The sequence below is a fragment of the Halalkalibacter lacteus genome (assembly GCF_036663595.1).
Classification (GTDB): domain Bacteria; phylum Bacillota; class Bacilli; order Bacillales; family Bacillaceae_D; genus Halalkalibacter; species Halalkalibacter lacteus.
On sequence record NZ_JAWRVL010000069.1, the window covers coordinates 1 to 1,871 of the forward strand.

Here is a 1,871-nt window from a genome sequence, read left to right on the forward strand (position 1 = left end):
CCATCTGAAAGGATTGCGAAGTCTTTTATCCCTAAATCAACACCTGTACTGCTGTTTGTTTTCGGCCATTCTGTTACTTCCGTTTCTGCAAGAACAGACACAAAGTACTTTCCGCTTGGATTACGTCGGATCGTCGCATTGATCACTCGCCCATCCACTTCCCTACTTTTTGCATAACGAACAAGACCAAGCTTTGGGAGTTTCATGTGTTTATCAAGTACAGCGATATTGCCGTTTGTTTGCTTTGTGGTATAAGATTGCACCTTGTTCTTTTTACTTTTGAACCGAGGAGCTTTATTTTGCTTTTTGTAACAGCGTTGGTAGGAATCAGCTAGATTTTCAACCGACTTTTGAAGGGAAATGCTGTCCACTTCTTTTAGAAAAGGATAATGTTCTTTCAACTGGCGAACCGCTTTTACCGATTCGTACTTATTGAAAAACTCGCCTTTCCAGTTGTTTAAAGGCAGTTGACCATTCTGCTTCATCTCTTCGACGGTGTACCAATAGGCCTCTTTTTCTTTCTGCTTACCGAGGAAGAAGTTGAACACAAATCTGGAACACCCAATCGTTTTATTTATCAGCTCAATTTGTTTTTCATTCGGGAAGATACGGAACTTAAAAGCCTTCTTCACTAGCATGATTCCACCTCACTCCCAAGAACATATGTTCTTATTATAACGCAGTGAGTTTGTTTTGGCTATCGACAATCGACATTCATCTCCCCTTATCACTGGGCTAAAGCCCTTCTCGCGATTGAAGAGGGAGTCTTCTGTCGTTAATGATAAATGTATTTAGTTTCGTGGTGAGCTTGGATTCTTTTTTGAGAACATACTAAGGTTGGACTTTCTAAATACTAATATTATATTTTCCCCATACGTTACCAGTTATTTATATTGGCTTTTATGAATACCATTAAAAATGATCATTAAGTTGGGAGGTTGTACATCCCCCAACAGCAAAGGCCTTTCATAAATGTTGATGCCTATCTTCATACGGAAATTACAGGGCCAGCATCTCCACAGGTCGTAACTGAATATGGGGGATTCATTAACAAACTTATTGATCTTTTCATATGAAGTGAGAAGCGATGGTAGTTTAGCGATACTTGACGACCAACCCATTATTAATGCAGCGTACATCATGACGTACGATTGGGGCTCGGTAGATGGTCCTCCGATGGCCGTTGCTCCAATTAATGAAGTAAGGCGCGTGATTGAATACGCTGTTTCAGCCATACCAAGTAACAAAATCAGGATGGGAATTCCTCTATACGGATATGATTGGACCTTGCCATTTGTCCCAGGTGAAACGCTAGCAACTCCGATTCGTCCACATGCTGCAGTTGAATTAGCGTCACAATATAATGCGTCGATTGAATATGACTATGTCGCACAAACTCCTTACTTTATGTATTACGATGAACAAGGACGCGAACATATCGTTTGGTTCGAAGATGCAAGAAGCATTCAAGCGAAATTTAATTCTGTCAAGGAATTTAATTTATCAGGCTTCTTTTATTGGGCATTAGGATTTGAACTTCTACAAAATTGGTTGCTTATTGACGATAATTTCATTGTAATAAAACGCTTGGATTGAAGTTCTTGCACGACTAGCGAAAAGTTCCTGTCCCCCAACATACTAACGCATCAATGGCCGGGAGCACTCGAACAAGAACTACCCAACGTTTGGAGGCGACGGGCGATTACTTCTTTATTGGCAACAAATGCGATAAACATTGTAACGATCTCAGACCAGAGTTTTTAGCGCCTTGAGGGTTATGTTTATACACACACCAAAAAAAGACAATCCAAATGGATTGTCTTTTATCTGCCTGGCAACGTCCTACTCTTGCAGGGGGAAGCCCCCAACTA

The 1,871-nt window shown here is 40.7% G+C and carries 1 protein-coding gene and 1 pseudogene; one reads left to right on the plus strand and one right to left on the minus strand.

Annotated features, from left to right (window positions below; all coding sequences use genetic code 11):
- Positions 1 to 638 (minus strand): transposase (locus tag SAZ04_RS21445; RefSeq protein ID WP_332699489.1); only part of this gene is annotated, 638 nt, incomplete at its 3' end.
- 481 nt (positions 639 to 1,119) lie between these two features.
- Between SAZ04_RS21445 and SAZ04_RS21450 the strand changes: the two are divergent.
- Positions 1,120 to 1,596 (plus strand): annotated as a pseudogene (locus SAZ04_RS21450) (glycosyl hydrolase family 18 protein); the annotation flags it as partial.
- Positions 1,597 to 1,871: the final 275 nt, after the last annotated feature.